Consider the following 26159-nt stretch of genomic DNA (forward strand, 5'->3'; position numbering starts at 1 on the left):
TGCAGCATTTGCCGTAGGTGCCTTGTTGCATGCAACGAAATAGTTTCTTCAAGCAGTGAGTGTCCTGTATGTTACAGATAAATCCTGGGTATTAACCAAAAATTGAATTTAATTCTTATAGTGACTTGTACAGGTAACATAAAATGAAACTGTAAGTTGTTGTGCACCTTTGACCTTGGGGGAATGTGTGGCTTGGAATTTCATACTCTATTTGTTGTATGGTCTGGCCTTCTTCACCCTAGGGGTTGCTATCTTGTCACGGGATATTCGTCAGAGTGAACTGGGCATTGCCAGAATACTCTGGTTGTTGGCTTTTTTTGGCATTACCCATGGATTTCATGAATGGTTTGAGCTGCTTGAACAAATTATACCTGGTATCGTTTCTCCAGTTTTTTCCATGTTCCGTTTGTTGTTGGTCGGTCTCTCTTTTCTTTTTCTGTTGTACTTTGGAATATTTCTCAATTTGATATCGTTTTATGGAGATCAGATTCTTGAGACGACGCCTACGGTGACTAAGTCTGTTATTGGTTGCCTGGTTCTCATTTTACTATCTGTAGCACTCTATTATGATGTTCGTGTTGGAACAGATTTTAATGTCCGGAGGATGGTTGCTTTCCCAGGTGGTCTTTTGGCTGGAGTTGGTCTTATTGCCTATTCCAGAACGGTTCTAGCTTTTTCTAAAAAAGTAGCTGTGAATTTTATTTTCGCTGGTGTTTTTATGGTTTTCTACGCCATATTTACAGGGCTACTTCCTTCAGGGTATGTCATCCCCGTAGTTGATATCACCATCATCATGGTCAGAGGAGGGAGTGCTTTTCTTATCATGTTTTTCACCATAAATGCTCTCTCTGTGTTTAGTCTTGAACAGAGAAAACTGGTTGATGAACAATTACAGCGCTTTGCACAATCTGAAAAACTGACTTCCATGGGAATATTGGCGGCAGGCATCGCGCACGAAATCAACAACCCTCTTTCCAATGTATTCCTCAATCTTGAAATGCTAAAAGATCTGGTCGGGGGAGAGGAAAAGATAGATCGAAAGCTGGACTCAATTGATCGCAATATTGTGAGGGCGTCCTCCATTGCCAAAGAGTTACTACATTTTTCAAGGGAGAGTGACGTCACCTTTGAGGCTGTAAATATTAATGAAATGATCAAGTCCAGTATTCTTCTTATAAAAAGTCAGAAACTTGGTTCTATAATCAAACTGCGTCTGGGACAAGTGCCAGATATCAGTGGTATTCCATATAAGCTTCAAGAGGTCTTTATTAACGTTTTGATGAATAGTCTTGATGCCTGTGAGGAGGAAGATCTGATCGACGTCGAAACCTCCAGACGAGCAAATGATATAGTGGTGGAGATTACAGATACAGGTCATGGCATACATCCGGCTCATATAAACCAGGTCTTTGACCCGTTTTTCACGACCAAGGAGGTTGGCAGGGGCACGGGGCTTGGGTTATCTGTGTGCTATAATATTATAAAGCAGCACAAGGGGGATATTACCCTTGTGAGCAGCGAACTCGGTGGTGCAGTTGTAACCATTACATTACCAGTGGTGGCAAATTATGAGTGAACATATTTGGGTAATCGATGATGACAGGGATCTAAGGGAGAGTATCAGTGAGATTCTTGAAGATAACGGTTTTATAGTGAGTGTTTTCGAAACTGCAGAGGCAGCGTTACAGGGGACTGATGAGCCAATCCCCTCCCTGGCTATCGTGGATAACATGATGCCTGGTATGGGTGGTATGGCCTTTATTCCGATTTTGAAAAAAGAACATCCACAGATTAAAATTGTTATGATCACAGCATTCTCCACTGTTGAAAATGCAGTAAATGCAATGAAAAGTGGTGCCGATGACTATTTAGAAAAACCCTTTAAAAGAGAGGATCTGCTCGTCATGGTCCGCCGAGGCCTTGAAGAATTAAAATTTGAACAGCAAATGGCTGGTCTTGATATGGATGATGCCTTGGCCTGTTTGTCCAATAAGATTAGAAGAAATATTTTAACCTTACTTTCCAGTAAGGGCGGGATGAAATTCATGGATATTACCCGCCATCTGCACATCGGTGATCACACAAAGATGAATTTTCATTTGAAAAATCTCAAAACGAATAGCCTGGTTTCCCATGATCGGGACAAATTGTACAATCTCACTCCTCAAGGAGAAAAAATGGTTGGTTGTCTGTCTGTTCTGTCAAAACAAATTCTATGACAGATCAAATGTATAGGTCTGGTTTGTGAAGTTTATTTCACAGAACTGCCCTGTCTGTGAGTAAGCTTTATCTAGAGATTTTTCGCCTGAGATCCTACAATGTAGCAATGGTTTAAGAACTTAAGAATCTTTATAAATCTTCAATTGGAGAGGCTCATGAAAAACTTAGGAATTCTTACATTGACAGGGTTGGTAGTGCTCACTGGTTCGGCAATGGCTGCAGATCAGACGCTCATTAGCACAAAAGCGGACAGTGCGATTGTTCTTGATGGTATGGCTGACAAGGCCTGGAGTGCAGCAAAAGGTATTACGGTTACGGTCGATGAACTGCCGTATGAACCAAATAACGGTTATACCGGTATGCAAAAGACTGATGTAACCATCAAGTCACTCTATGATGAGAACAGTATTTATTTTCTCATTACCTATAAGGATTCAAGTAAAAGTTTGGAACGTTTTCCATGGATTAAGCAGGAAGATGGTAGCTGGAAAAAGATGGCTAACAAAGATGATACGGGCCACGACAATACCTATTATGAAGATAAGTTCGCGATGTTTTGGGATATCAGTACCAAAGGATTTGACACAGACGGTTGTATGATTGCCTGCCACCTTGATGAGCCAGGCGATAGTTCAGCAGGTCGTAAATATACAGATTCTGCTGACCAAACCATTGATATGTGGCATGCGAAGTATGTACGCTCTCTGCCAATGGGCATGTGGGATGATCAGTATGTGGACAACAATACGGATCCCAAAAAGAATAAGGGCTGGGGAAGAAAGGGTGACACGGGAAAAGGTGGTTACAAAAATAATGATAACGCTGATAAGTCCGGCCCTGCATTCATGAACCTTAAGCCCACAGCAGATGAAATGTACTACGTGATTCCGTCCAAAAGGGTTCCCTTTGTAGATACCTATGAGGCTGGCGATGTCGTTCCCGGTATCACAATATCTCCAATGATGGGTGGCAGGGCAGATATTTTGTCACGCAATGAATACAAAGATGGTGTATGGACTCTGGAAGTCGTCCGGCATCTTATAACTGAAGGTGAAAACGTTGAAACTCAGGATGTCCAATTCACCGACAAGTCAAAGAGCTACCCCTTTGGTATAGCAGTGTTTGACAACTCACAAATCAACCATCTTTATCATACTGAGACACTTGAGTTGAAGTTTAAATAATTTCAATTAAACCTGAATTAAAGCAACATTAAGGCAGGTCTCTCCATAAAGGTGAGATCTGCCTTTTTTATTACGAGAGTTGTGAAACAGTATGTTGAACCTCTTCAAATTCGCTGTTCAGCAGAGATAAAAGCTCTTCTATTCGCTCTAGATTCTGATCTTTACATTGGTGCTGAATTTCTTTGGCCATGGCATGCATCCTGTTCATTGCGAGGTTGGCTAGACCACCGGCGAGTTTATGGGCACGTTTACCTGAGTTTTCATAATCACGTGCATTGATACTTTCAGAAAGCTGTTCCAGTTGCTCTGGTACTTCTGTGAAAGACAGTTTGAGGACGCCTCGTACCAGTTCTTCATCCCCAAGCATTCGATTTAAAAGTGCATTGTAGTCAAACTGGGTCAGGTCTTCAAAGTGCGTTGTACTCTGGGGTGTCATGCTTGCCTCGTTTGTTTCAGTGGTCTTACCGTTGGATGTTTGCAGCCAGATCTCCAGCTTATAGAGTAAGTCTTCTGGATTAACAGGTTTTGTCAGATAGTCGTTCATTCCGGCCTTCAGACATTTTTCTCTATCCCCGGCTATGGCGTGGGCGGTAAGGGCAATAATAGGAATCTGGTTCGAGTTAGCTGTGAAAGTGTCGTTTCTGATCTTCTCAGTTGCTGTGATTCCATTCATTTTTGGCATGGATATATCCATGAGAATGAGCTGGTAGGTCTTTTTTTCAAGGGCAGAGAGGACTTCAATGCCATTCTCAACGGTATCAACATTTGCAAGGCCAATTTTGTTGAGTAAACCCAGTAAAACCTCTGTGTTTATTGGATTATCCTCTGCAAGTAAGATGTTGTACTTATCCCAGGAAAGTTTTTTTGGGGAAGTTTGCGTAGGCGCTGGGACAGAAGAAGTTACTTCTGTATACAAAATCTTACGGTTAGAGCAGAGACTTTTCAATTCCCAATATCTGATTGGCTTATTGATTATAAAAATATGTTTGAAGTCAGTCTCTGAAACATTCTGAATAGGCTCGTTTTCCTCTTGAAGAAGAATTAACTGCTGTTTTTCTATGTTAATTAATTCCAGCAATTGCTCAAAAAAGTTTGCAGAAGATGCCTCAATGTATGTCTGGTCAATAATGAGCAGGATCGGTTTCTCTCTATCTGCAGTCTCTCTGAGGTTTTGTAGCAATATCTCAGGAGAAGATGCTCTTTGTACAGAGGCTCCCCAGTGGGTCAAATATGCCTCAATCATTTCCCCGCGGATATCATTTTCAGTTGCAACTAAGGTGGATTTCCCATGGAGAGGAGGTGATGAGATCTCGTCATCAATTTCCTGGAGATCTTTTTCAAATCGGGTAATGAACCAAAATTCAGAACCCTTCCCAATAGAGCTGTTAACGCCGATGCTGCCTCCCATTTGATGACATAACTGTTTTGAAATATTAAGGCCTAACCCGGTGCCGCAGTATTCTCGTGTAGTGGGAGTGTCAATTTGGCTGTAGCTGTGGAAGAGTTTGGATTGATCATCCTGGGCTATTCCGATACCAGTATCCTTCACGGAAAAACGTAGTGTTATGTGAGACTGGGTTTCATCATGCCTGCTTACCTTAACTGTAACATTGCCCTCAGGGGTAAATTTTAGAGCATTACTGGTAAGGTTGAGCAGGATCTGTTGCAGTCTGTCGACGTCCCCGGAAAGGCACGATGGGATGGTTGGCTCAGCCCAGACAACGAGTTCAACATTGTTTTTGTAAATTTTTCGGGTGACGATATCCACAAACCGGTCTAGCATTTCGCGCAGTTTAAAGGGGCGGATATTGAGTTCAAATTTACCCGCTTCAATTTTTGATACATCAAGAATGTCATTGATAATAGTGAGCAAAAATTCTCCGCTGTTGCGGAGAGTGTTGGCATAATGCTGTTGACTCTTATCCAGTTTGGTGTCGAGTAACATTGATGTCATGCCGATTACACCGTTAAGCGGGGTGCGTATCTCATGACTCATGTTGGCGATAAATTCACTTTTTGCCTGGTTGGCGGCTTGAACTTCAAGCATAAGCTGTTGGTGCTGTTTTTCAATTTTCTTTCGTTCTACAATTTCATCATTGAGTGCCTTGTTCTTGTCTTCCAGGCTTGTGCTGTAGTGGTAGCGAAGATGTTCCAGCCAAAATGCTATCCCGGTTACAGTGGCATAGGATGCAATCAGTCTGATTTTGAATTCACTATGGTAGGGGTAGATATTGATAATATGATCCGGATAATAGAGGAGCACAGAAAGGATAGTTATGGTGACAGCGCTCCAGATTGTACCTTCACCTTTACCGAAGAGAAAAAATGAGACAAGGGGGAATGTGTATATCCATAAAACTTTTGACCCTCCATGCCCACCGTATATCAGCAGATAGCACAGCATTAAAAGGTAAATTCCCGAATTTATTCGATAAACTATAACGCCTTTCCTGCTGTATTTAATAAATAACCAGCCGGAAGCGAGTGCAAAGGCAGAGAGTGTTGCCAGCACGGAGACCAGGTAACTCCTGCTTATTATATTAATGAGACTGAAAATAACCATCAAAGGGATACCAAACATCAAAAACAGAGAGTAGTACTGAAAGCGGATACTCTCGAGCTTGGAAAGCCTGTCTGAGCGGGTGGCGGAGATGAACGCAGTATGTATAGTTTGGATTAGTTTCATTTGATACTGGTCGAACAAATAGAATGAGATCGATTTGTAATATGTTGTTATGTCAAACGTCTTAGCTCAGTTTTAAAATTGACTAGAAGCTGAGAAACTCAGGTTTAAGTCGTTTGTACCAATATTATAGACCCTGATGCAGGTAATGGTTAAGGAAATAAATATTTACTGGTTTTTTTTTTGTTCAGTGCAATATGATCTTGAAAAGATAGCGGATGCGATTAATAAGGAATTTTTATGCCCTGTTGTCGGGCGCACAACGGTAGGAGAGATCGGGTCTCCCATGAACGCAATAATTGGGATGGCCTACCTGGCTCTTGGAACAAATCTCAATCCAGAATAGTATGACTATGTAAGTAATATTAATATGTTACAGAAAGATTCACTCAATATAATTAATGGTATTGAGGTATTAGTCGGGGGGTAGATTCTACTTGTGGAAGATAACGAAATAAACCAAAAAGTAGCACAAGGGATACTCAGGCAGGCAGGGTGTTTGATGACTGCTGCAAGTAATGGTCTAGAGGCATTCGAGATAATAAAGGAAAATGATTTTTTCTGTATACTTATGGATATCCAAATCCATGAGATGGACGGGTATACAGCAACAGCAAAAATTCGTGAAAATCCTCAATATAAAGATTTACCCATCTTGGCCATGACGGCAAATGCCATGAAAGAAGATAAGGTACGTTCCCTTAGAGCCGGTATGAATGGTCATATCTCAAAACCGATCGCCCCCGGTGATCTCTTTGTTGAGGTTATTCGTTGGGTGACAAAAAAGTGTGTGAGAACCGTCCTTCCAAACAGTGTAGCGTAACGTTTGAAATAATGAGTTAATCATATGATCTCCAGAACCCTTGGGGACAGATGTTTACCTCAATCAGGCAAGCTCTTCGTCTACTACATCTTCTTCTCTTACCCCGGCCCAGGCCAGATCAATCTCCTGGAAATTTGTATGTTCGTCAAATTTTAAGAGATCACTCAGGTCGTCGTTATGTTTTTGATATTTGGAGACATAGACAGACTCGTCCTCGTGGCGATGAATTTGGTAGAGATCAGGAAGGATCTCCTCATCCTTCTTTTTAAATAGGCGGGTTCGTTTATACGCCTCATATGGGTTTAAACCAAGTAATTCAAGCACGTCCTGGCCAAGGGCCAGAGCGCTGTCAAAGGTCTCCCTTCGTATTGTGGTAATGCCTTCGTCCATAAGGTCATATACAGATCCTCGATCAGTGGCACTTGCGGCGATCTTTAAATGGGGATAATGTTTTTTGGTGAGATCAATCAGTGTTGCTACTTTTTCAGCATCACCCACCGTCACAACGATAAGCTTAGCTTCTTCAGCTCCTGCAGCTTCCAGCAAATCCACGCGGGTCATATCTCCATAATACACCTCAAAGCCAAACCGTCGTAATACGTCAACATTAGCTGCATCATTATCAATGATTACCGGTTTGATGCCTGCGGATATAAGGAGTCTGCCAAGGTCAGTTCCAAGTCTGCCAAAGCCTGCTAAAATAACCTTATGTCCGGTGTGGTCGATCTGGTCGTCCGGCTTGGCCAGTTCATCGTTTGTCGCGAATTTTGCACTGATTGCGTCGTGGGCGATAAAGAGGATTGGCGTTAAAAACATGGATATTGCAACAGCTGATACCAGTGGATCAATGACTTCACTGGATAGTGTTCCATGGGTCTTGGCAACTTGAAACAGAACAAAGGCAAACTCTCCTCCCTGAGCCAGAGCTGTGGCAAATAGATATCTGGATCGTTTTTCAATTTTGAATATAAAACCGATTATAAGAAGGATCAGACCTTTGAGAACTATGAGTCCAAGAACAAGGGTGCCGATCAACAGGAGGTTATCACCAATGAGCATAAAATTTAGACTGGCTCCAATGGATATAAAAAATATACCGAGCAGTAAGCCTTTGAATGGTTCTATATCGCTTTCCAGTTCATGTCGATATTCGCTGTCCGCCAGAACAACACCTGCTAGAAAGGTTCCTAGAGCTGGGGATAACCCGACCATGGTCATAAGTAGTGATATTCCAACTACCATGGCTAAGGCTGCCGCAACAAATACCTCTCGAACCCTGGTTTTGGCAATGGTCCTAAATATAGGTCTGCTTGCATATTTACCGATAAAAAATACGAAAACGATGGCAGAAAAAGTGATAATAACCCGCAGGTAGCCGGGAAGGGTTGTGATATCGAACATTGCTGTGCTGTGCTGTTCCAGTCCATGACTCGTTTCCAGGGCCAGCAGGGGTAGAATGGCAAGGATTGGAATAACTGCAAGATCCTGAAAGAGCAGTACTGAAAAAACGGATTTGCCCGCCTCACTGTTCATCAACCCTTTTTCCCGCATGGTTTGTAGCACAATTGCGGTGGAAGAGAGTGCCAGGATCATTCCAACAGCCACTGCCTGCTGCCACGGTAGGTAGATTCCACCAATAAGAGACAAGAGGATGCTGGTCGAAATGACCTGGCCTCCCCCCATTCCAAGGATTGGTAATCGCATCTGCCAGAGCAGAGAGGGCCTGAGTTCAAGACCCACAAGAAACAGCATCATTACTACGCCAAACTCAGTGAAATGCATCACTTCTTTAACTTCGCCAATCAGTGACAAACCGTATGGGCCGATGACAATTCCTCCGACCAGATAACCCAGGACAGAACCGAGACCAAACTTCTTGGCAAGGGGGACTGCAATTGATGCGGCAGTTAAAAATATGAACAGTTGGAGAAGAAAGTGTTCCATCATATCTCCTTTGATTGGTCAAGGCTGAAAAAATCACAGAGGTTGTCGGCGTTTTCAAGGGCGGACAAGTTGGTATCGGTATCACCCAGGCTAATGATAGCTCTGCGATATGTTTCGGCGTAGCTTTGTATTTGATTTTCCGGCATGCCGCGCTGGACACCAAGCACTGCAAACGGAGGAAGCCATTTCATCTGGCATAACCTTGCCATAGCTTGAAATGGAGCAAGCAGTTCTGGAATGGTTGTTCGTTTTTCCCCGCTATGCTGGTATGCCTCATCCGTTGCCCCTGCAGTAAGGGCCTGGAGGAAGTACTTATCTTTAAGAAAATTACCTTTTGACCCATATGCCCAGTTATGCTGCAGCACAAGATCCTGCCATTCCTTCATAATAGAAGGAGTGGAATACCAATAAAACGGATGTTGAAAAACTATAACATCATGGTCGGTGCACAGGCGCTGCTCGTGTTCGACATCTATTAAGAAGTTAGGGTAACAACTATAGAGATCATGGAAGGTCACATGTTCAAGGGTGGCAACCGCCTTATGCATGGCTGCATTTATTTTAGACCTGACAAAGACAGGGTGGGCGAAAATGATGAGGATTTTTTTCATATCAGACCATTGGAGTCGTTTTATGGGTGGTTGTTTCTGCGTATAGATAGAAGATGTAATTGCTTAATAAACGAAATAATGCAAGTGAATTAAAGAGTGGCCCTTGGGAATCTATCCTCCTTTTAAGGGAAACTATTGTGTGCTTGCCAGTAGTGATTATTACATAGGATGAGCTATTGATAGTTCAGTACGCTATTCATTGCTGTTGATAAATTTACTGTATTTTCCAGTTAGCATTGCGAATGTATACAATATTAATAACATACAAATGGAGATGTCATGTACACAGTTTATACGATTCCAGGTTCCTGTTCCTCCGGCATTACTGTTCTTATGGAAAAGATGCAGCTTGATTATGTTGCGGTTAAGCGCGAAGATGTTGAGAATTATACGGAGATAGTACCAACAAATCAGGTGCCTGCACTGAAAACTCCAGATGGACAGATTATCACAGAAGGAGCAGCAATTGTTCTGTATCTTCTGGAGAAACACAATTCTCCAATGCTGCCAACAGATCTCTCCACGAAAGCAGAGTTTCTCAGGTGGCTGATGTTTGACTATGCAACGCTGCATCCTGCTTATGGAAAAATGTTTGCTATTTTGTTTCGGGTTCAACTTGATGATGCTGAGAAACAGGTGATATTAAAACAACTGGTTTCCGGTGTAACCGATTTATGGGCAATTCTTGATAAAGAATTAGAGACAAAGAAATATATTACCGGTGATGAGCCAACAATAGTGGACTATCTGGCGGCGGTTTATGTAAGTTGGGGTAAGGCGTTCAAAGGTATCGATATTCCCCTTGGTGATAATGTGGAGAGAATGGTTACAGAAGTCTCAAGCCTTCCTGAGTTTCAAGCGGGGTATGCAAAAGAAAATATTGAGTATCAGAGGAAGTAGTAAAATTACCAAGGTAGTTATACACCACTCGGGCAGCTCTTGGCTTGAGTGGGATGTGAGTGATGACAGTGACCATGCTGCATGCCCCCAGAAGCACGCCTACAGACCTCAGGTCGAACACTTTATGTAATCCCTGAACAAGACTCTGAATATTCTATCCGAAGGGGTACTAACAATAAATAAGGAGAAACTAAATGACTATGAGACGACCATTACCCTTTGTCTTTATTCTTACTATTTTCCTGGGACTTTCTGGGGGTGCAACTGCTCTGGCGGCAGAAGTACTACCTTCTTGGAACGAAGGTAAAGCTAAGCAGTCTGTTATGGAATTTGTCTCGAAGGTTACTGAAAAAGGCGGGCCTGGATTTGTTGCACCCGCTGAGCGTATCGCGGTGTTTGATAATGACGGAACACTCTGGGCTGAGCAGCCGATGTATTTTCAACTCTTTTTTGCCATAGACCGTGTCAAAGCGCTTTCGCCAGAGCATCCTGAATGGCAAACAAAAGAGCCGTTCGCCTCAATTTTAAAAGGGGATGTGAAAGCTGCTTTTGCTGGAGGGAAAGAGGCAATTATAGAACTTGTGATGACAACCCATACAGGTATGACCACCACCGAGTTTGAGCAACTGGTGAAAGAGTGGCTTACTCGTGCAAAGCATCCCACGACAAATCGACCATACACCGAGATGGTTTACCAACCGATGCTTGAGTTACTCAACTACCTGCGGGCCAACGATTTTAAAACCTACATTGTTTCAGGTGGAGGGATTGAGTTTATGCGTCCCTGGACTGAGGAGGTGTACGGTATCCCTCCCGAGCAGGTTGTGGGGAGCAGTGTCAAAACAAAATTTGAAATAAGAGACGGTAAGCCGGTGCTTGTACGGTTGCCTGAACTGGGTTTTATAGACGATAAAGAAGGTAAGCCCATAGGAATTAACGCACATATTGGCCGCCGTCCCATCGCTGCTTTTGGTAATTCTGACGGTGATCTACAGATGCTCCAATGGACAACTGGCGGAGAAGGTCCAAGTTTTGCTCTATATGTTCATCACACCGATGGGGAGCGTGAATGGGCCTACGACAAAGACTCTCACATTGGAGGTCTTGATAAAGGTCTTGATGAAGCAAAAGCTAAAGGTTGGACGGTTGTTGATATGAAAAAAGACTGGAAGGTTGTCTATCCTGGGGAGAAATAGTAAACAACTTTTTTTTACTTCATGACCGGTGCGGTCCGCTGGCCATGAAGCTAGATTCAATAGAGACAGGACGTCTTCTCCTGACATGTAACAAGAACGTCAGGAATATGTATCATTTGTTTGACTCCTCTTTGACTGTTCTCAGTTTTTTGGTCTCCTGCTTATAACAGTCAGGACAGTACCCATGGCTGAATTTTGCCTCGGAATGTTTCGTAATATACATTTCAACCTGATCCCAATAGCCTTTGTCATCTTTAACTTTTTTGCATGAAGAGCAGATTGGGATAAACCCCTGCAATGTTTGGACCTCCGATAATGCCTTCTTCAGGGATGTGTTAAGTTGAACTATTCGAATAAGAAAAGCGATGGCAACGAGTAGAATAAGAAAAGCTATAACATTTTCGAACAGGTACTTTTTGATTACATCAGTAAAGGTGAAGGATCGAAACTTTTTATACGGCCCGGTATTGAGTGTTGTAAACAGGTCATGAACCGATTGGTAATCTAGCGGTTCCACCCAACGCAAATACCTGCCTGCCTTGGCACTGGGGCTATCATCCTCGATAGTAAGCAGAGCGTCCGCCACCTTTTCTGCAAGTTCATCCTCAACATGGGATAGTTTTGAAAATGGCCATTCCGGATATAATTTGGTGGAGTGAATAAGGGGAAAACCACCGGTATATTTCTGGTTAAGTATCTTGAAATCTGAGAGTGATACCTCTCCTTCACTCTCCATATTTTCAAGAACACCGGTTCGAACTGTTCCCGCATCAGCCTCTCCCCTGAGAACCTTGAAAACGATGTTATCCTGGGGAAGCCCATTCTGGGTAAGGCTTGCAAGATCAGAGAAGGGATTAATGCCATGTATTAAAAACTGTTCCCAGGCTACGAGGAAGCCGCCAAGAGAACTCTTTTTGACTGCAAGAAACTCCTTACCTTTTAAATCTGTCAAACTGTTGATGTCATCACGATCTGCCCGGGTGAAAATGACTCCGCCAAATTCTTTAAGAGCAATCCCATCTTTGGATTTTACCAAAGTCACCATCCGCCTGATTCCTTCATTAGTCTCAAGTTCGATGTAATGACCGGTATTGGTAAGGATAAAATCAATTGTCTTCTCCTGAACCGCAGGGTTTATCTCTGTATAGTTCATGGGAAGCAACTGAAAATTATATCCGGGAATGGTTTTGCTGAGATGATCAATCGTGGTTTGCCACTTCTTTTTGGTGTTTTCATAGGAGCGAAAAGATAACACACCAACTTTTAACGTGACAGGATCAGTGGAGCTGGCGCATACAAAGGCTGGAGAAAACGTCATAATAATTATGAAGAATATAATAATTCGCATCATTGGGAAATAGTGTTGCCGTTTTTCGTTGTATTATCAGAGAGAAAGAGAATATCCGATCGGTTGATATTCAATAGTGATATTGTATGGACAAGTACATTTTGATTACAATTACTTTATCATACTTTTTTTCTAATGGCACAGGTAATCGGAACTTGTGTTGTACCAAAGCTAACATGTCAGAACGATCATAACTCATAGTATCAGGCACATTGAGTATACTATTGAAAAATAAAGAAGGAGCAGATGAGCTGGAAAATGTGGTGCAATCAGATTTCTCAGTTGTCTGGGGCACAAGACCTTTGCAGGCTGGCATTAATAATTGCAAAGGGGGAAATAACCACACCTCACTGGTAGTCTCACGTCTATGGCGGGTATCCCAAAAGACCATTCCTGTTGCTCATAATGATTGTTTCTGTTAGTAGGTATAGATCTTGTATTTCCAGTATACTATGAACATTTAAAAGAGATGAAACCGCCAATAGTTCGACCAAACATATTCAGTGCCTTCTTATTCCACTTGCACCCGCGCACAATCCCTGAGTCCACACTGAGGTTTGGCCTCAGTTTAGGTTTAGGCGGAATGGCCGCAACCCTTTTTAGTGTGATGGTGATAAGTGGTTTACTCCAACTTCTTTCCTATTCTCCCCAACCTGAGTCCGCATATTCTTCCATCCAACAGTTGTACAACGTCGGGGAGGTGGGTGGCTTTATCCGCAATGTTCATTTTTGGTCTGGCAACCTGCTGGTCATTATGAGTTTTTTACATTTGCTCAGGGTTTTTTTTACAGGAGCCATAGACCGGAAAAGGCGGATGAACTGGCTTGTTGGAATCTGTCTTTTTATTCTTCTACTTTTCACAAACTTCACAGGCTACCTCCTCCCATGGGATCAACTGGCCTATTGGGCGGTGACAATATTTACCAATATGTTGTCATATGTTCCTGTAATAGGTGAACAACTGGCCCTGCTCTTCAGGGGCGGTCGTGAAGTGGGTGCTACCACCCTGCATATCTTTTTCGGGCTCCATGTTGGTTTGATTCCTCTTATCATTGTTGTGTTGTTAGTATTTCATTTCTGGCTTGTACGAAAAGCAGGAGGTTTGATTCGTCAGGAGGCTAATGGTAAACGGATAGCTGTTGTTCCCCATCTTATCAGCCGGGAGTTTGCAACAGCGACTGTTATTGTTGCGCTGGTTTGTATCTTTTCATCCCTTGTGGATGCGCCACTGGCTGGACCAGCAAATCCAGGTGAAAGCCCAAATCCTGCAAAAGCTGCCTGGTATTTTATGGGGCTGCAGGAGCTGCTCCTCCATTTACACCCCACCGTTGCAATCTGTCTTATACCTGCCCTAATGCTTCTTTTTCTTGGAGTTATTCCGTATATCAAAGGAACCACATTACCTGGCGGGGTATGGTTTGGCGGCAGTAGGGGCAAACGTCTCGTTGTAAATGTTTTTCTGATGATGAGTATTATGACCTTTATGGTCGTTATCTTTGATGAGCAGCTGCTTCATGGGGAGGGTTCTGTGCAGGCAGATGATCTTTGGCTATATAGGGGGCTTTTCCCCCTTGGATTACTCATATTTTTACAGGTATTGTTGTATTTCGTTGTGACTCATTTTTTTGCCTTTACAAGGCCCGAAGGTGTGATGGCAGTATTTGTGGCGAACATTGCGATCATTGTCTCCCTTACTGCCATAGGTATCTGGTTTAGAGGTGCTGGAATGGCCCTTGTCTATCCTTTTTGAAACTGAAATAATACATTACCCATGAATACAGAAGAAATCCCAACAGAGAATGAATCCTCAGATTCGGCAGAAGAAACAATGGGGCGCAGGTCGGTCATTCGCTGGTTCTGGAAAATAGTTGGTGTTCTTGCTGTGATCGAAATGGGGTGGCTTACAAGTCGTGTACTGCGCTCTTCTGGTCGTTTAACAACAGATACGAGTACAAAGCTAATAGATGTCGGAATGGTCGCAGAGTTTGCTCCTGGAACGGTAACTGCGGTCCCCCAGGGTCAGTTTCATCTTGCCTGTCTTGAGGATGGTAGTTTTCTTGCCCTGTCAAAATCCTGTACTCACCTTGGTTGTTCAGTACCCTGGGATGAGGATCAAAATAAATTTATCTGTCCATGCCATGGTTCTACCTTTGATTTACAGGGGAACGTCTTGACTGCACCTGCCCTTCGTCCCCTTGATTACTTCCCGGTATTTCTTGAAAACGGGCTTGTGCGTGTAGATATTTCAAAGCCTTTGCGGCGGGATTCCTTTTCCTCAACTCAAACGACAAGAGTGTAAGATGACGGACGGAAAAGGTAGTAAGAAAAATATAACAGCATCTGAATCCAGCCTTAAACCATGGTTGTGGCTTGCCTGTGTTGGTGCAATTTTAATCCTGTTGAGCCCTTTCTTCTATTTACAGCGTTCTGGACATAACATTGCAGTGGTTGAAGAGCAAGAGAACCATTTTGTGGGCAGTAAGGCGTGTGCCAGCTGTCATAAAGGAGTCTATGAGAAGTGGGAGAACTCCCACCATGATCTTGCAATGGCTGTAGCCACTGATGAAATAGTTAGAGGGGACTTCAATGATGCTGTCTATTTTGACAAATATTCAGGTGTTACAAGCAGGTTTTTTCAGAAGGCTGAAAAGTACTTTGTCGAGACTGAGGACGGGGATGGTGTTGTAGAACGTTTTGAGATCACCCATACCTTTGGCGTTTACCCGCTGCAGCAATACCTGATTCCCTTTAATGGAGGTAGACTCCAATGCCTTAATATTGCCTGGGATGACAAAAAAAAGGTCTGGTACCGCCTCCCTCCCTATGAGGTGGATGGTCCTTCCGATTGGCTCCACTGGACTAAGGGTGGGCAAAACTGGAATGGGATGTGTGCAGAGTGCCACTCAACAACTCTACAGAAAAACTACGACAAGAAAAGCAATAGTTACTCAACAAATTGGTCGGAAATAAATGTGGGCTGCGAAGCATGCCATGGTCCTGCTTCTAAACATAGGGATTGGGCCGAAAAACCGGCCATGGGTAGACCGGAACTTAAAAATGCCGGTCTTACTGTTACCACAAGAGACCTCCCTGCTAAAAAAATGGTAAGCCTCTGTGCTCCTTGTCATTCCAGGCGGTTTCAGCTAGGCGATAATGATCATAGTGAGGGGGAACTGCTCGACAAAATGGTGCCCAGCCTCCTCGATGAAGGGCTTTATTACCCTGACGGCCAGATTTTAGAAGAGGTGTATGTGTACGGTTCCTTCACCCAGTCAAAAATGTATAAAAATGGTGTGAAGTGCAGTGATTGTCATGATCCCCATAGTATAAAAACCCATGCTGAGAAAAATGAACTCTGCCTCCAGTGTCACCGAAAAGATGAGTATGATACTGAGACCCATCATTTTCACAAAGAAATGTACAAGGGAAAACCAAGTGATGGGCATCTCTGTGTGAAATGCCATATGCCGGGCCGCTATTATATGGGAGTCGATTATCGACCTGACCATAGTCTTAGGATACCCCGCCCGGATCTGAGCGAGAAACTTGCAACTCCAAACAGCTGTTCGGCTACGGACTGTCATGGGGATAAAACCATTGAATGGGTGGTGGAGAGTTATAACAAATGGTATGGCACCAAGCGCAAACCCCATTATGGAGAGGTCTTCTCCAAGGCCCGGCAGGGGACTCTTGAAAAGAGCGTGGAGTTACAGAATCTGGCAGATGATGCGCTGCTACCAGCAATTGTACGAGCAACAGCACTCTCTTTGTTGCGACACTACCCCGGCCCTGAGACGCTCAACACCTTTATACGAGCCCTGCAGGATGGTGATGCACTTATTCGCTATACTGCACTTCGCAATCTATCCCAGTTGCCAAATGACAGGCTCGTGAAGCTGGTTGCCCCAAAACTCTATGACTCGGTAAAGGCTGTACGAATTGAGGCCGCTTCGGTTTTGGCGAAGGTTCCTTTACAAGAGTTGCGGCCTGTAGATAGAGAGCTGCAGACAAAAACAGTGGAGGAATACCGCACGGCCATGCTCTACAACAGTGACTTTGCACCCCAGCGCTATAATTTAGGGAATCTCGCCAGTTCCCAGGGCGATGGTGCTACTGCAAAAAAATACTTCCGTGAAGCCATAGCAATTGATAATCTTTTTTATCCTGCAAAGGTTAATCTGGCCATGCAGCTTAACCGCGAGGGGTTGAACGAGGAAGCTGAAAAACTGTTGGAAGAAGTCGTGGCTGAACATCCTGAGCATTATGAAATTTCTTATTCCTTGGGGCTTTTGCAGGCTGAGCTAGGTAATTACAAAGGGGCGGCGATAAGTCTTGGTAAGGCTGCTGACGGAATGCCGCAATATTCTAGAGCGAGGTATAATCAGGCCCTTGCATATATGAAATTACAGGATTGGGACCAGGCGGAAAAACGTTTGCTTCAGGCCCTTGAAATCGATTCAGGTAATCGGCAGTACTTTATAACACTTACTAATTTCTACCTTAGAAATAATAGGCACGATAAGGTGAAGGTGCTGGCAGAGACTGTTTTGTCTCGTTTTCCTGATCATCCCGAGGCACTGGAAATAATTCGGCTCCTTCAGCAATAATTTCTGCTCTTAATATTGAGAATATTCCCCATAGGTTTTTAAAAAAACCAGAACAGATTGATTTCCTCATACTTTGATCTTATACTGCTACATGTTGTTAATGTATTTCCAGTATTGTCGAAATTTCATATGTATTACAAAATGTTACCTGGGAGGGAATTATGCACCGAGTACCAAATTGGTCGGTAAAGCGGATGTTTGCCGGGACAGTAGTCTGTTTGGGGCTAGCTATGCTCGCAAGCGGTCAGGCTGTGGCAGCAGACAAACCGAATATTGTCGTTATCTGGGGTGACGATATCGGTCAAACCAATATTTCAGCCTACTCCAGAGGGATGATGGGCTATAAAACTCCAAACATTGATAGTATTGCCGATGAGGGAATGATGTTCACCGATTACTACGGTGAACAGAGCTGTACCGCAGGACGTTCTTCATTCATCACAGGTCAGTCTGTTTTTAGAACTGGCCTCAGTAAGGTCGGCCTTCCCGGCGCAAAGGAAGGTTTAATGGCAGAGGATGCAACAATTGCGGAAGTTCTAAAGCCACTGGGTTATGCAACAGGGCAATTTGGTAAAAACCATCTTGGTGATCGGGACGAACATTTGCCCACTGCCCACGGTTTTGATGAGTTTCTTGGAAATCTCTATCATCTCAACGCCGAAGAGGAGCCGGAAAATTCTGATTATCCTAAGGATCCTGAGTTTAGAAAGAAATTTGGACCCCGTGGTGTAATTGCCTCCACTGCAGATGGCAAGATTGAAGATACCGGCCCCCTTACTAAAAAACGTATGGAGACCGTTGATGATGAAACCGTTGCTGCGGCTCTCGACTTTATGGACCGTCAAGTTGCTGCTAAAAAGCCATTCTTCCTCTGGTGGAATGGAACCCGTATGCACTTTAGAACCCATGTCAAAGAAGAGCTGAAAGGCATCTCAGGACAGGATACCTATAGTGATGGTATGGTAGAGCACGATATGCATGTTGGTCAGATTTTGAAGAAAATTGATGACCTAGGCATTACCGATAACACCATCGTCTTTTATTCCACAGATAATGGTCCCCATTACAATACCTGGCCCGATGCTGCTTCTACGCCGTTTCGCGGTGAGAAGAATACCAACTGGGAAGGTGGATGGCGTGTACCTGCCATGGTTAAGTGGCCTGGTAAAATTGAAGCAGGTAGTGTCTCCAATGAGATTATGCATCATATGGACTGGTTACCGACCTTTGCAGCAATGGCAGGTGATCCTAATATTAAGGATGAGTTGCTGAAAGGATATCAGCTTGGCGATAAGAACTTTAAGGTCCACCTTGATGGATATAACTTTTTACCATATCTGACTGGTCAGGAAGAAAAGGCACCGCGTAAAGAAATCTTCTATTTCTCTGATGATGGTGACCTGACAGCACTTCGCTATGATGACTGGAAGCTTATTTTTATGGAGCAAAAAACTGAAGCAGGGCTCAGAGCGTGGATGGAGCCTTTTGTGCCCTTAAGAATACCTCTGATTTTTAACCTCCGTCGTGATCCGTATGAGCGATCTGAAATCACCTCAAATACCTACTACGACTGGTTACTGGATAGGGCCTATCTGTTGGTGCCTGCCCAGGCGTATGTGGGCGAGTTCTTGAAAACATTTAAAGACTATCCACCGCGACAAAAGGCCGCATCTTTCAGCCTTGATCAGGTAATGGAAACGTTATTGGAACCTAGCAGTCACTAAGGTGTAAGAAATTCACTCCCGATGGCCAGAAGCTGTCGGGAGTTTTTGTTTAAGGATCACTCTAATGAAACGGTATTGCTGTATTTCAATTCTATTCTTTTGTTTTCTCCTTCAGTTTTCCACCTTTCTCCAGGCTGCTGACTCTAACCCGCCAAAATTAATTCTGCAGATTACAATTGATGGTCTGCGTGGAGATTTGCCATTTAAATATATGGACAGGTTTACATGTGGTGGTTTCAAATACTTCATGGATAAAGGTGTGGTCTATACCAACAGCCACTACCAATACGCAAATAACGAGACAATTGTAGGGCATACGACTCTGGCGACAGGTGCCCATCCCGCATCCCACGGTATGATTGGAAATATCTGGCTCGATCAGGCGACTGGTGAGTTGAACTACAATATAGAGGATCCTGATTACTCAATTATTGGTTCAGGGGCCGCTGTAGACAAAAAGACAGAGATCGACCCAACCCAGAGAGCAGCACGCACAGATGGTAGGTCGCCACGGGCGATACGGACCTCCACCTTTAGTGATGAATTGTTATTAAGTTCCAATGGGAAGGCGAAGGTATTTGCTGTCTCTGTAAAAGATAGAGGCGTAGTTCCTCTTGCAGGTCATGGTGGTAAGGCGTTCTGGTTCAGTAAGCAGAGTGGAGAATTTATAAGCTCAACCTACTATTATGAAGAGTATCCCAACTGGGTGACTGAGTGGAGTGGGAAAAAACTGGCAGATAGTTATAGTGGTGGGCAGTGGGCCCTTATGCAGGAGCTTGATAATTATGTGTTAAAAGATCGGGATGATCGGCCATATGAAATTGATATACGAGGTTACGGGCGAACCTTTCCCCATCCTTTTGGAGATGACCTTAAGTTGTTGTACACTCTTTTGACCTTAAGTCCTGTGGGAGATGAACTGACTCTCGATTTTGCGAAAACGCTCATTGCAAATGAAGAGTTGGGAGCAGACTCTGTAACTGATTATCTCTCTGTCAGCTTTTCTTCGACAGACTACGTGAATCACGTCTTTGGACCATCAAGTCTTGAGATGGAAGATAACTTACTGCGTGTTGATAGGACTTTGGCAGAACTCCTCAGTTATGTTGAAAAGAAAATTGGGCTAAGTAATACAGTAGTTGTGTTATCTGCTGACCATGGTACTCCAGAAGCCCCGGAACAGATGGCAGAACTTGGTATGGATGTGCATAGGCTTTCACCTGAACGGGTAAAGACCGATAATGTAGAGAAGCGTCTGCAAAAACAGTTTGGAATTGGCAAGGAACTCATCCAGATCTACTATCATCCCTATATCTACCTTAATCGTTCACTGATTGCAGAAAAAGGACTGGATCAGCTGGAAGTTGAACAGGCGATTGCCGAAGAGATTATGAAAATTCCTGGTATTGCTGCAGCCATATCGAGCAGTGCTCTGCAGCAGAGTGATTATATCAACACAATGTTCAGCAGCCATGTGAAGAATAACTACCACCCCCTTCGTTCTGGAGATATTTATGTTATCCAGGAACCCTATAGTCATTTGGTCTCAGATGAATCGACACCGCTTGCCGCAATGCATGGCTCTCCGTGGACCTATGACACATTTGTGCCCATGATGTTTGCTGGAGCAGGCATCAAAGCGCAATTTGTTGAGAGAGCAGTTCACCCTGTTGATATTGCAAGAACGCTATCGGCCATTATGAGGATTAAAGCACCATCTGCGGCCGTTGGTGATGTTCTTATTGAAGTAACTGGGCAGTAAAATACTCACAAAGGGTATGAATAACTTGCATCGTATCTCTAAAATTTTGATGTTAATAATTTCCCAGTCGTTTCTCATATGTTACCAAGGTTATCACAAGCAAGGCTCTAAACCTAAGGAGATAGCATGACTTCCCATGAAGTGATTATGGACCTGCGCGGGCGTATGGCCCAAAATATCATAGGTCAGCAGGATATTGTTGATAAACTTTTACTGGCACTTTTGTGTAATGGTAACGTGCTTATAGAAGGGTTGCCAGGTCTTGCTAAAACACGGGCAGTGAAGGGGCTTGCAAAAAATCTGGATTCAGAGTTCAGCAGGATACAGTTCACTCCGGATCTACTACCTGCAGATATTACCGGCTCAGAGATGTATCTGGGAGAAAATTCTGCGAACCGTTTTGAGTTTCAGCCAGGGCCGATTTTTGCCAACCTCGTCTTGGCCGATGAGGTGAACAGGGCTCCTGCAAAGGTTCAGGCGGCGCTGCTTGAGGCAATGGAGGAGCGGCAGATTACAGTTGCAAACACAACCCATGATCTTCCTCCGTTATTTATGGTAATGGCGACTCAAAATCCCATTGAACAGGAAGGCACCTATGCGCTGCCCGAGGCACAGATGGATCGTTTTCTCATGCACCTCTATATTTCTTATACGGATGATCTCTCAGAGCGTGAGGTTATACGGCTGGTACGCGGTGAAGAGATTGGACGAGCTCAATCTGGATCAGAATCAAAAAAAACGCTCCCAACAATTCAGCAAGACGCAATATTTACAGCTCGAGAAGAGATCGCGGCTGTTACTATCTCTGAACCAATGGAAGACTATATAATAAGCCTTGTTGCGGGCACGAGAAGACCAGAAGAGCTGGGTGATGATTTAGCCAAATATATTCAGGTTGGTGTCAGCCCCAGAGGTTCAATTGCTCTTGATAAGTGTAGTCGCGCCCATGCCTGGTTCAGTGGTAGAAATAGTGTGACTCCAGATGATATACGGGCTGTAATTAATGATTGTCTCAGACATCGCCTGGTCCTCAGCTATGAAGCCCAGGCCGATGGAGTGACCTGTGATGAGCTTATCCATATGTTGGTTAAGCTGGTTCCAGTAGCCTGAATCCATGGACTGGTCAAGAGTTAAGCGAAACAAAGCTACCTCAAACAAACCAAGAGGGCCATATACAAGCCTTGATGAACTGGTGCGGCTTCAATTTAAGGTCCGGGACTTTTCTTTGAAACCAACCCAACCTGTGACGTCTATTTTATCTGGAAGATATGGTTCTCACTTGCGAGGCCGTGGTCTTAACTTTGAAGAACTCCGCCGCTATCTGAGTGGCGATGATATTCGAACCATTGACTGGAAGGTTACTGCACGGACCAGAACACCCCATGTACGTGTGTACAGTGAAGAAAAAGATAGAAAGGTACTGCTTCTTGTCGATCAGCGCATCAGTATGTTTTTTGGGACCAGAGATAAATTTAAATCAGTCACAGCAGCAGAGGTAGCTGCGATCGCTGCCTGGAGAGCCATTGCGGCCGGGGACCGTGTGGGTGCATTGGTCTTTAGCGATGAAACTATTCTTGAGACAAGGCCGGGGCAGAGCAGTCGGGCCGTACTTTCTATCTTAGGTAATATCGTAACATTGAACCATTGTCTGAGTAAGGATATGACGACTGCTCCAAACGATGAGATGATGAATCAATGTCTTGAGAGCGCAATGAGACTTGCCCCCCATGATGTCCTTGTGGTGCTCATAACCGATGGCTCTGGCCTTGATGAGACGGCACAGCGGTTGATAACGAAGATTGGGAGAAAAAACGACATCATAACCATGTTGATACACGACCCCAGTCGACTTGAACTTGCACACCAGTCCATTACCTTAAGTGATGGGAGACGTCAGATGGAAGTGGATTTTAGTAAGGATACGGTACGGAGTGCCTTACTGGATCATTATGTAAAAGAGCAGGAACAAATTCAACATGTACTCAGGAAATTGACAGCTCCGTTACTTCCTGTATCCAACCAGGGCGATGTTGGGGATCAATTACGCCAATTGTTGGGTGTCGTTCCCAGGAGATAAATTTTTTATACCTCACCGTACTAGCTAGAAAAGGATGGTGCAGAGAGACGAATGGAAAGTACTCAATCATCTTTAAATAATCTCAGCGATATTGTACTACCGGATCCAGTGTCATTCTGGCCGCCTGGGCAGGGAAGTTATCTGTTGCTTGTGGCGGTTTTGATAACTGCAGTGGTCTTGGCCTATCTGTATAGAGAACGTTACAGGAAGAATCAGTATCGTAGAGTTGGCCTCACTCTTTTGAGTAGTGCTGTTACTGTCTATGATGTTTCTGTGGTGCTTAAACGGGTGTCCCTTGCTGTTTTTCCACGCACACAGGTTGCAGCGTTGTATGGGGATGAGTGGGCTGAATTTCTTGAGGAAACATGCCCGGGTTGTACTATCAAAGAGATCAGGGCTCACCCGGAAAGTGAGGCGGGAAAGGGGCTAAAGGATGCAGCCAGTCTCTGGATTCGAAACCACACTGTGAATGGTAAGGGGTAGGAGGAGAACATGTATGTACTGACCTATCCCTGGCTGTTACTCCTCGTCATTCTCCCTCTTGTTGTACGCTTGTTGGCACCGGGTGTAACCCATAAAGAGCAGGCTGTACGGGTGCCCAGGCTCGATAGAATCGGTAAAGTCCTCGGCCTTACACCCCACGAGGGGGCAACAGTTTACAGAGAAAATAAATTGTGGTTGCTCCTGTACTGGCTGCTCTGGGTGATACTTGTTGTAGCCCTTGCAAGGCCCCAACTCGTTGAGCCTCCCATAGAGCGCGTTTTGCCGACCCGGGATATCCTCTTGCTGGTGGATCTCTCAGGCTCCATGGAAACCAATGACTTTATAAATAAAGAGAGCAGGCAGGTTAATAGGTTAGATGCGGTTAAAGAGGTCCTCAATGATTTTCTGAGTGAAAGAACCGGGGATCGTGTTGGCCTGATTGTCTTTGGTAACAGTGCCTTTGTTCAAGTACCTTTTACCCAGGATCTTGATGCTTGTCGTACGCTCTTGTCTGAGCTTCAGGTACGGATGGCAGGGCCTAAAACGGCCTTTGGCGACGCCATTGGCCTTGGGATTAATCTCTTTAAAAACAGTGAGATCGAAGACCGATTGATGCTGGCTCTCACCGATGGCAATGATACTGGTAGTAGGGTTCCTCCCACTGAGGCGGCCAACATTGCAAGGGATAATAATATAACCATCCATGTGATTGCAATAGGTGACCCGTCAGCCGTTGGCGAAGAGAAGCTGGACGAGGAGACGTTAAAAATAGTTGGTAAGAGTACTGGTGGGACCTATTTTCATGCCGATGATCAACTGCGGTTACAAGAGATCTATGAGGAAATTGACAAGCTTGAAGTACAGGAGGTGCAGAAGGAAATTTACTACCCGAAAACAGACCTGTATCATCTCCCTCTTGGTCTTTTCCTGCTGAGCAGTTTGTTACTGTACACCTTGCGTCTACGTTTTATTTTTCGTGGTGGGAGGGGCAAGTGATGACTGATTTCCATTTACTGAGACCCTACTGGTTGCTAACAGTAATACCGATTGTTCTGATCTGGTTGCAGTATAAAAAACATGGCAGGGATGGAAAACGTTACAAGGCCCTGATTGATCCCCATCTGCTGGAACACCTTTTAGTTGGCGAGACAGAGAAAAAGAAAATCACTCCACTCAATGTTTTACTTGTGCTGTTACTGCTGAGTGTTGTGGCACTAGCCGGGCCCACTTACAGGCAGGAAGCATCCCCGTTTGCAGGTGATGAAGCGGGGCTGATGGTGCTGCTGAAAATGAGTACATCCATGTCCAGTAAAGATCTGCAACCTTCTCGAATTGAACGGGCCAAACAAAAGCTTCGGGATCTGCTCGATGTGAGGAAGGGAAAGGCCACGGGTCTTGTTGTGTATAGCGGCAGTAGCCACCTTGTGATGCCTCTCACAAATGATGGTCAGGTCATTACGTCGATGATTGAGGATCTCACACCGGACCTTATGCCAAGAGAAGGTGATGAATTGGCAGCGGCGATAACACTTGGGCAGAAGATGATTGATCAGTCGGCAAAGCCCGGGTCAATACTTCTCATGGCTGATAGTGTGGCCCCATCCCAGCTTCCGCTTCTTGAAAAGTTGCAAGTAACGACTCCACTACAGATCCACGGTTACAATCCTTCTGGAGCTGCAAATGACCGGGGCCTGCTGCAGGTGGCTAAAATCTATGATACCAGTGTGGTTGAGGTGAGTCTTGATTCCAGCGATGTAGAGCTACTGGCCCAAAGGGCGGCAACTTCTCTTACCCGGATCTCTAATAGCGAGATGGGTGAGAGATGGCGCGATGATGGCTACTGGTTTTTGCCCCTTATAGCAGGCTGTTTTCTGTTGTGGTTTAGAAAGGGGTGGGTCGTCCAATGACAGGGAATAGTGGAATAGTAATTAAAAAATCTGGAGCACGAATTGTGACCCTTGGGGGGCTACTCCTGAGCCTTGCACTTGTGGTGGTTTGCCTTATTGATAATAGTTATAATCTTCTGACGGAAGATCAGAAGGGATATCGGATGTTTGAAGGCGAAAAATTTGAGCTGGCAGCAGAGGAGTTTCACTCATTGGCCTGGAAGGGTGTGGCGTTGTATCGGGGAGGCAAGTTTGAGGAGGCTGCGAACACCTTTTCAGGTATGGATAGTCCCGAAGGTGCCTTGAATCATGGTAATAGTCTTCTGATGCTGGGTAAATATGAGGATGCCATTGAACGGTATGAGAGGGCATTAACCCTTAAACCGGATTGGCCTCCTGCTGTTACTAACCTTGCCATCGCAAAAAACAGGGCAACGTCACTTGAGAAAAAAGGTGGTGAAATGACCGGCGGGAAGTTGGGTGCAGATGAATATGTTTTTTCCAACAATCCGTCCAAAAACGGAGGTGAAGAGACTGTTGCTGGAGCGGAAGCTACTGAGGCGGAGCAGCGCGCAATATGGTTGAGACAGGTACAGACTAAATCCGCCGATTTTCTGCGAACAAAGTTTGCCTATCAGTATCAGATGAAAGACAGAGAAACTGTACATGCAGAAACTGAAGAGTCAGAGTCTCAACCGGGGCAGGAATAGC

23 protein-coding genes are annotated in these 26159 nt (G+C 44.4%); 19 read left to right on the top strand and 4 right to left on the bottom strand.

Going from position 1 to position 26159, the window contains the following annotated elements; all coding sequences use genetic code 11:
• Window positions 1-187: 187 nt before the first annotated feature.
• From ACX6CI_RS21290 to ACX6CI_RS21300, 3 genes are all read left to right on the top strand, one after another.
• Complete coding sequence (locus ACX6CI_RS21290; RefSeq protein WP_458775658.1) at window positions 188-1576, top strand: sensor histidine kinase; 1389 nt, start codon at window positions 188-190, stop codon at window positions 1574-1576.
• Window positions 1569-2219 carry a winged helix-turn-helix domain-containing protein gene (locus tag ACX6CI_RS21295; RefSeq protein WP_458775659.1) on the top strand — a complete coding sequence of 217 codons (651 nt, stop codon included), beginning with the start codon at window positions 1569-1571 and terminating at the stop codon, window positions 2217-2219. Before ACX6CI_RS21290 ends, ACX6CI_RS21295 begins: the two co-directional genes overlap by 8 nt.
• 156 nt (window positions 2220-2375) lie before the next feature.
• Window positions 2376-3404, top strand: a complete 1029-nt coding sequence (locus ACX6CI_RS21300; protein ID WP_458775660.1) for an ethylbenzene dehydrogenase-related protein — start codon at window positions 2376-2378, stop codon at window positions 3402-3404.
• Between the two features lie 70 nt (window positions 3405-3474).
• Here ACX6CI_RS21300 and ACX6CI_RS21305 read toward each other — a convergent pair whose 3' ends face one another.
• Window positions 3475-6090: a response regulator gene (locus ACX6CI_RS21305; RefSeq protein ID WP_458775661.1), complete on the bottom strand. Its 2616-nt coding sequence runs from the start codon at window positions 6088-6090 to the stop codon at window positions 3475-3477.
• A 145-nt stretch (window positions 6091-6235) separates the two neighbouring features.
• On the opposite strand from ACX6CI_RS21305, the gene ACX6CI_RS21310 reads away from it, so the two are divergent.
• Together ACX6CI_RS21310 and ACX6CI_RS21315 are read left to right on the top strand one after the other, a co-directional pair.
• Window positions 6236-6433: an FIST N-terminal domain-containing protein gene (locus ACX6CI_RS21310; protein WP_458775662.1), complete on the top strand. Its 198-nt coding sequence runs from the start codon at window positions 6236-6238 to the stop codon at window positions 6431-6433.
• A 93-nt stretch (window positions 6434-6526) separates the two neighbouring features.
• Window positions 6527-6910, top strand: a complete 384-nt coding sequence (locus tag ACX6CI_RS21315; RefSeq protein ID WP_458775663.1) for a response regulator — start codon at window positions 6527-6529, stop codon at window positions 6908-6910.
• A 63-nt stretch (window positions 6911-6973) separates the two neighbouring features.
• Here ACX6CI_RS21315 and ACX6CI_RS21320 read toward each other — a convergent pair whose 3' ends face one another.
• Complete coding sequence (locus ACX6CI_RS21320) at window positions 6974-8857, bottom strand: monovalent cation:proton antiporter-2 (CPA2) family protein (RefSeq protein ID WP_458775664.1); 1884 nt, start codon at window positions 8855-8857, stop codon at window positions 6974-6976.
• Window positions 8854-9465 (bottom strand): NAD(P)H-dependent oxidoreductase, encoded by a 612-nt coding sequence (locus ACX6CI_RS21325; RefSeq protein ID WP_458775665.1) that lies wholly within the window; start codon window positions 9463-9465, stop codon window positions 8854-8856. Before ACX6CI_RS21325 ends, ACX6CI_RS21320 begins: the two co-directional genes overlap by 4 nt.
• A gap of 279 nt (window positions 9466-9744) precedes the next feature.
• Here ACX6CI_RS21325 and ACX6CI_RS21330 point away from each other — a divergent pair, with 279 nt between their 5' ends.
• Both ACX6CI_RS21330 and ACX6CI_RS21335 read left to right on the top strand, forming a co-directional pair.
• The gene (locus ACX6CI_RS21330) at window positions 9745-10365 is read left to right on the top strand and encodes a glutathione S-transferase family protein (protein ID WP_458775666.1); all 621 of its coding nucleotides are present in this window, start codon (window positions 9745-9747) and stop codon (window positions 10363-10365) included.
• Window positions 10366-10559: 194 nt separating this feature from the next.
• Complete coding sequence (locus tag ACX6CI_RS21335) at window positions 10560-11561, top strand: HAD family hydrolase (RefSeq protein ID WP_458775667.1); 1002 nt, start codon at window positions 10560-10562, stop codon at window positions 11559-11561.
• A gap of 112 nt (window positions 11562-11673) precedes the next feature.
• On the opposite strand, the gene ACX6CI_RS21340 is transcribed toward ACX6CI_RS21335, so the two are convergent.
• Window positions 11674-12912 (bottom strand): phosphate/phosphite/phosphonate ABC transporter substrate-binding protein, encoded by a 1239-nt coding sequence (locus ACX6CI_RS21340; RefSeq protein WP_458775668.1) that lies wholly within the window; start codon window positions 12910-12912, stop codon window positions 11674-11676.
• A 221-nt stretch (window positions 12913-13133) separates the two neighbouring features.
• Between ACX6CI_RS21340 and ACX6CI_RS21345 the strand changes: the two genes are divergently transcribed.
• The 12 genes from ACX6CI_RS21345 to ACX6CI_RS21400 all read left to right on the top strand — a co-directional run bounded on the left by ACX6CI_RS21345 (window position 13134) and on the right by ACX6CI_RS21400 (window position 26158).
• Window positions 13134-13331 (top strand): hypothetical protein, encoded by a 198-nt coding sequence (locus ACX6CI_RS21345; RefSeq protein WP_458775669.1) that lies wholly within the window; start codon window positions 13134-13136, stop codon window positions 13329-13331.
• 47 nt (window positions 13332-13378) lie between these two features.
• Window positions 13379-14659, top strand: coding sequence for a cytochrome b N-terminal domain-containing protein (locus ACX6CI_RS21350; RefSeq protein WP_458775670.1), 1281 nt, complete (start codon window positions 13379-13381; stop codon window positions 14657-14659).
• Between the two features lie 21 nt (window positions 14660-14680).
• The gene (locus ACX6CI_RS21355) at window positions 14681-15208 is read left to right on the top strand and encodes a QcrA and Rieske domain-containing protein (RefSeq protein ID WP_458775671.1); all 528 of its coding nucleotides are present in this window, start codon (window positions 14681-14683) and stop codon (window positions 15206-15208) included.
• 1 nt (window position 15209) lies between these two features.
• Entirely contained in the window at window positions 15210-17516 is a 2307-nt protein-coding gene (locus ACX6CI_RS21360) for a tetratricopeptide repeat protein (RefSeq protein ID WP_458775672.1), read from the top strand.
• Window positions 17517-17677: 161 nt separating this feature from the next.
• Window positions 17678-19240, top strand: coding sequence for an arylsulfatase (locus ACX6CI_RS21365; RefSeq protein WP_458775673.1), 1563 nt, complete (start codon window positions 17678-17680; stop codon window positions 19238-19240).
• A gap of 64 nt (window positions 19241-19304) precedes the next feature.
• Window positions 19305-21002 (top strand): alkaline phosphatase family protein, encoded by a 1698-nt coding sequence (locus tag ACX6CI_RS21370; RefSeq protein WP_458775674.1) that lies wholly within the window; start codon window positions 19305-19307, stop codon window positions 21000-21002.
• A 126-nt stretch (window positions 21003-21128) separates the two neighbouring features.
• On the top strand, window positions 21129-22112 hold the full coding sequence (locus tag ACX6CI_RS21375; protein WP_458775675.1) for an AAA family ATPase: 984 nt from the start codon (window positions 21129-21131) through the stop codon (window positions 22110-22112).
• Between the two features lie 4 nt (window positions 22113-22116).
• Entirely contained in the window at window positions 22117-23079 is a 963-nt protein-coding gene (locus ACX6CI_RS21380; protein ID WP_458775676.1) for a DUF58 domain-containing protein, read from the top strand.
• A gap of 51 nt (window positions 23080-23130) precedes the next feature.
• Window positions 23131-23562: a DUF4381 domain-containing protein gene (locus ACX6CI_RS21385; RefSeq protein WP_458775677.1), complete on the top strand. Its 432-nt coding sequence runs from the start codon at window positions 23131-23133 to the stop codon at window positions 23560-23562.
• A gap of 9 nt (window positions 23563-23571) precedes the next feature.
• A complete protein-coding gene (locus ACX6CI_RS21390; protein ID WP_458775678.1) occupies window positions 23572-24558 on the top strand; it encodes a VWA domain-containing protein in 987 nt (328 codons plus the stop codon).
• Window positions 24558-25469, top strand: a complete 912-nt coding sequence (locus ACX6CI_RS21395) for a VWA domain-containing protein (protein ID WP_458775679.1) — start codon at window positions 24558-24560, stop codon at window positions 25467-25469. The genes ACX6CI_RS21390 and ACX6CI_RS21395 overlap by 1 nt, the downstream gene beginning before the upstream one ends.
• Window positions 25466-26158: a tetratricopeptide repeat protein gene (locus tag ACX6CI_RS21400; RefSeq protein ID WP_458775680.1), complete on the top strand. Its 693-nt coding sequence runs from the start codon at window positions 25466-25468 to the stop codon at window positions 26156-26158. The genes ACX6CI_RS21395 and ACX6CI_RS21400 overlap by 4 nt, the downstream gene beginning before the upstream one ends.
• Window position 26159: the final 1 nt, after the last annotated feature.

Source organism: Desulforhopalus glucosivorans (assembly GCF_054397165.1).